This window comes from Novosphingobium sediminis, assembly GCF_007991615.1.
GTDB classification, from domain to species: domain Bacteria; phylum Pseudomonadota; class Alphaproteobacteria; order Sphingomonadales; family Sphingomonadaceae; genus Novosphingobium; species Novosphingobium sediminis.
Genome location: NZ_BJYR01000049.1, coordinates 1 through 5,689, shown reverse-complemented (window position 1 = coordinate 5,689; position 5,689 = coordinate 1). Strand labels below are relative to the sequence as shown.

General features: G+C 53.9%; 3 tRNA genes and 3 rRNA genes. All 6 read right to left on the bottom strand.

From position 1 onward, the window contains the following. Positions 1 to 64 precede the first annotated feature (64 nt). Positions 65 to 141 (bottom strand) — tRNA-Met (locus NSE01_RS21005). Between the two features lie 114 nt (positions 142 to 255). Beyond that, positions 256 to 370 (bottom strand): 5S ribosomal RNA (rrf, locus tag NSE01_RS21000). A gap of 110 nt (positions 371 to 480) precedes the next feature. Next, positions 481 to 3,273, bottom strand: a 23S ribosomal RNA gene (locus NSE01_RS20995). Positions 3,274 to 3,546: 273 nt separating this feature from the next. Continuing rightward, positions 3,547 to 3,622, bottom strand: a tRNA-Ala gene (locus NSE01_RS20990). Positions 3,623 to 3,649: 27 nt separating this feature from the next. Next, positions 3,650 to 3,726 (bottom strand) — tRNA-Ile (locus tag NSE01_RS20985). Between the two features lie 191 nt (positions 3,727 to 3,917). Then, positions 3,918 to 5,400, bottom strand: a 16S ribosomal RNA gene (locus tag NSE01_RS20980). Together the 16S, 23S and 5S rRNA genes with 3 tRNA genes alongside form the textbook arrangement of a ribosomal RNA operon. Between the last annotated feature and the right edge of the window lie 289 nt (positions 5,401 to 5,689).

Below are 5,689 nucleotides of genomic sequence, written 5' to 3'. Positions count from 1 at the left end.
CACAAAGATCCGCCCGGAACGTTTGTTCGGGGCGGTGTGTTGTTGTTTGGGTGCTATTGGTGATTGGTTGCGGGGGCAGGATTTGAACCTGCGACCTTCAGGTTATGAGCCTGACGAGCTACCGGACTGCTCCACCCCGCGACACTGTATTTCTGGTGTTTGGACCAGAGACAAAAAAGCCGCCGCTCGGGGACGCCCGGCAGCGGCTGTTTTGACATGTGAATGGGTTTTACCTCGATATGCGCCGGCTTCAATGCCTGGCGACGACCTACTCTTCCAACGCTTGAGCGTTAGTACCATTGGCGCAGTCCGGTTTCACGGCCGAGTTCGAGATGGGATCGGGTGGGGCACAGACGCTATGGTCACCAAGCAATGAAGCAGGCGCATATCGGGTTTTTTAATCGATGCATATTTGGCGTTGTTCTGACTGAGCAATTCGCCCGTCAAGTGATCAGCAAAGCTGTCATTGATGGTGGAATTCTCAAGCATGAACAGAGTTATTAGGACTGGTTAGCTTCATGCGTTACCGCACTTCCACACCCAGCCTATCAACGTGGTGGTCTACCACGACTCGATGATACCTAATCTTGAGGGAGGCTTCCCGCTTAGATGCTTTCAGCGGTTATCCCGTCCATGCATAGCTACCCTGCTGCACTCCTGGCGGAATGACAGGTACACCAGAGGCATGTTCACCCCGGTCCTCTCGTACTAGGGGCAACTCCTCTCAAGTATCGACGCCCACGGCAGATAGGGACCAAACTGTCTCGCGACGTTCTGAACCCAGCTCACGTACCACTTTAATTGGCGAACAGCCAAACCCTTGGGACCTGCTCCAGCCCCAGGATGTGATGAGCCGACATCGAGGTGCCAAACGATTCCGTCGATATGAGCTCTTGGGAATCATCAGCCTGTTATCCCCGGCGTACCTTTTATCCGTTGAGCGATGGCCCTTCCACGAGGGACCACCGGATCACTATGACCGACTTTCGTCTCTGCTCGACTCGTCAGTCTCGCAGTCAGGCAGGCTTATGCCATTGCACTCTAACAGACGGTTTCCAACCGTCCTGAGCCTACCATCGCGCGCCTCCGTTACTCTTTAGGAGGCGACCGCCCCAGTCAAACTACCCGCCACAGAGGGTCCCCGAACCGGATAACGGTTCTGGGTTAGACATCAGAAAACAACAGGGTGGTATTTCACCTATGGCTCCACACCAGCTGGCGCCGGTGCTTCAAAGCCTCCCACCTATGCTACACAATTCTTTCCTAATGCCACTCTGAAGCTGCAGTAAAGGTGCACGGGGTCTTTCCGTCTAACCGCGGGTACTCCGCATCTTCACGGAGAATTCAATTTCGCTGAGCATATCCTGGAGACAGTGGGGAAGTCGTTACGCCATTCGTGCAGGTCGGAACTTACCCGACAAGGAATTTCGCTACCTTAGGACCGTTATAGTTACGGCCGCCGTTTACCGGGGCTTCAATTCGGAGCTTGCACTCCTCCTCTTAACCTTCCGGCACCGGGCAGGCGTCAGACCCTATACGTCGTCTTGAAGCCGACTTAGCAGAGTCCTGTGTTTTTGCTAAACAGTCGCTACCCCCTGGCCTGTGCCCCCCACAAGTGCTTGCGCATATGTGGGGCCTCCTTCTTCCGAAGGTACGGAGGCAATTTGCCGAGTTCCTTCAGGATACTTCTCTCAAGCGCCTTGGTATACTCTACCAGACCACCTGTGTCGGTTTCGGGTACGGTCTATACGGTGGGGCTATTTCCTGGAACCATTTCAAAGCCACTCCAATCCGTTAAGGAGTGACAATACACATGATCCGTCACACACCACCAGGCCCACGAATATTAACGTGGTTCCCATCGACTACCCCCTTCGGGCTCGTCTTAGGGGCCGGCTCACCCTGCTCAGATTAGCTTTAAGCAGGAACCCTTGGTCTTTCGGCGAGAGGGCATCTCACCCTCTTTATCGCTACTCATGTCAGCATTCGCACTTCCGATACCTCCACGACCCATTACCAGATCGCTTCATCAGCCTACGGAACGCTCCGCTACCGCTCAGTCAAAAGACTGAACCCTAAGCTTCGGTGCATCACTTTAGCCCCGATACATCTTCGCCGCAGGATCTCTTATTTAGACCAGTGAGCTGTTACGCTTTCTTTAAAGGATGGCTGCTTCTAAGCCAACCTCCTGGTTGTTTTGGAAATCCCACATGCTTTCCCACTTAGTGATGACTTGGGGACCTTAGCTGTAGGTTAGGGCTGTTTCCCTTTTGACGACGGACCTTAGCACCCGCCGTCTGTCTGCCGGATAAGACTCGATGGTATTCGGAGTTTGGTTAGGTTTGGTAGATCTCGCGACCCCCTAGCCCATCCAGTGCTCTACCCCCATCGGCATACATCCGACGCTCTACCTCAATAGATTTCGCGGAGAACCAGCTATTTCCCGGTTTGATTGGCCTTTCACCCCTAAACACAACTCATCCGAGAATTTTTCAACATTCAACGGTTCGGCCCTCCAGTGCGTGTTACCGCACCTTCAGCCTGGTCATGCCTAGATCACCGGGTTTCGGGTCTAATTCATCATACTCTGTCGCCCTATTCAGACTCGCTTTCGCTGCGCCTACACCTACCGGCTTAAGCTCGCATGATAAACTAAGTCACTGACCCATTATGCAAGAGGTACGCAGTCACCCCCTAAAGAGGCTCCTACTGCTTGTAAGCATTCGGTTTCAGGTACTGTTTCACTCCCCTCATCGGGGTGCTTTTCACCTTTCCCTCACGGTACTGGTTCACTATCGGTCATGTACGAGTATTTAGGCTTGGAGGGTGGTCCCCCCATGTTCAGACAGGATTACACGTGTCCCGCCCTACTCGAGTCCTCATCCATCACTTTCACATACGGGGCTGTCACCCGCTATGGCCACTCTTTCCAAAGTGTTCTGCTAGTTGAAGATGAGGCACTGGCCTGGTCCGCGTTCGCTCGCCACTACTAACGGAATCTCGGTTGATGTCTTTTCCTCCAGGTACTGAGATGTTTCAGTTCCCCGGGTTCGCTTCACCAAGTCTATTTTATTCAACTCGGTGATACCTATTCCACCTCTCCCGCATCCCGATCGCTCGGAACATGGAAGAAATGGTGAAGGTGGGTTTCCCCATTCGGAAATCGCCGGATCAAAGTTTGCTCACAACTCCCCGACGCTTATCGCAGCGTGCCACGTCCTTCATCGCCTGTACATGCCAAGGCATCCACCAAATGCTCTTACCTCACGCTTGAGAATCCACACCATCAACGACAGCCTTGCATATACTGTCGCCGTTTCTAGGCGTGGACGAATAATCTCAGCCAGATTCAACATCTGTAAGTGACGCATTCGCATGCGGTCCTTGAACCACACACCAATGCACCACGGCATCGATTAAAAACCCATTCACAATGTCAAAGAAGCGCAGGGCAGATCCCCGCTGACCGGTCCTGAGACCGGATATCGTGTCTTCATCTCTGGAGTTCGTTCGAGGCAGCAGCCAGTTCGGCAGCAGTCTCAGGCATGGTGGAGCCTATCGGGATCGAACCGATGACCCCCTGCTTGCAAAGCAGGTGCTCTCCCAGCTGAGCTAAGGCCCCCTAACCATGTCGCCATAAATGCGGATATGGTGGGCCGAGCAAGAGTTGAACTTGCGACCTCACGCTTATCAGGCGTGCGCTCTAACCACCTGAGCTACCGGCCCATACCGCACCAAAGCTGGCAAACACCCCTAGGGCGCGCCGCGGGCGGCTGATAGCCAGCTCAGGCTCATAACGCAGCCAGACGCTGCGTTAATCTCCAGTGATGAAGGGACATGAGGACGACGGCATGTTCTTTGAAAAGATTGGAAGCCCTTCCGAACGCTAGGTTCGGCGCTTTCCGATCGATCCTTAGAAAGGAGGTGATCCAGCCGCAGGTTCCCCTACGGCTACCTTGTTACGACTTCACCCCAGTCGCTGATCCCACCGTGGTCAGCTGCCTCCTTGCGGTTAGCGCACTGCCTTCGGGTGAAACCAACTCCCATGGTGTGACGGGCGGTGTGTACAAGGCCTGGGAACGTATTCACCGCGGCATGCTGATCCGCGATTACTAGCGATTCCGCCTTCATGCTCTCGAGTTGCAGAGAACAATCCGAACTGAGACGGCTTTTGGAGATTAGCTCACCCTCGCGAGTTTGCTGCCCACTGTCACCGCCATTGTAGCACGTGTGTAGCCCAGCGTGTAAGGGCCATGAGGACTTGACGTCATCCCCACCTTCCTCCGGCTTATCACCGGCGGTTTCCTTAGAGTGCCCAACTTAATGATGGCAACTAAGGACGAGGGTTGCGCTCGTTGCGGGACTTAACCCAACATCTCACGACACGAGCTGACGACAGCCATGCAGCACCTGTCACCGCGTCCCCGAAGGGAACCTTCCATCTCTGGAAGTAGCGCGGGATGTCAAACGCTGGTAAGGTTCTGCGCGTTGCTTCGAATTAAACCACATGCTCCACCGCTTGTGCAGGCCCCCGTCAATTCCTTTGAGTTTTAATCTTGCGACCGTACTCCCCAGGCGGATAACTTAATGCGTTAGCTGCGTCACTCAGTCACCAAGTGACCGAACAACTAGTTATCATCGTTTACGGCGTGGACTACCAGGGTATCTAATCCTGTTTGCTCCCCACGCTTTCGTACCTCAGCGTCAGTACTTGTCCAGTTAGTCGCCTTCGCCACTGGTGTTCTTCCGAATATCTACGAATTTCACCTCTACACTCGGAATTCCACTAACCTCTCCAAGACTCTAGTTATCTAGTTTCAAAGGCAGTTCCGGGGTTGAGCCCCGGGCTTTCACCTCTGACTTGAATAACCGCCTACGTACTCTTTACGCCCAGTAATTCCGAACAACGCTAGCTCCCTCCGTATTACCGCGGCTGCTGGCACGGAGTTAGCCGGAGCTTATTCTCCAGGTACTGTCATTATCATCCCTGGTAAAAGAGCTTTACGACCCGAAGGCCTTCATCACTCACGCGGCATTGCTGGATCAGGCTTTCGCCCATTGTCCAATATTCCCCACTGCTGCCTCCCGTAGGAGTCTGGGCCGTGTCTCAGTCCCAGTGTGGCTGATCATCCTCTCAGACCAGCTAAGGATCGTCGGCTTGGTAGGCCTTTACCCCACCAACTACCTAATCCTACGCGGGCTCATCCTTTGCCGATAAATCTTTGGTCCGAAGACATCATCCGGTATTAGCAGTCATTTCTAACTGTTATTCCGAAGCAAAGGGCAGATTCCCACGCGTTACGCACCCGTGCGCCACTAGACCCGAAGGTCTCGTTCGACTTGCATGTGTTAGGCATGCCGCCAGCGTTCGTTCTGAGCCAGGATCAAACTCTCAAGTTTTGTCACAACACCTTGCAGCACGAGCCTAAGCCCGCTGACCGCAAGACATCGAACTTCGGGAGCCGATACCTGCACTTGTCAAACGTATGGTTACGTTAGGACATGTATTGGCATCGACTTGGTTACCGGTTTCCGAGGCCCAAAGACCCTCAGAACCGGGCGCCGTCGCCCACATGTCCCTTCATCTAAACTAACAATGTCAAAGAACCGCCAGACACATTTGGCGGACAACCAGCGTTCCCCGATTTCTCCACCGGGGGACTTGGCGTCCGACTATGTTGACGACCGG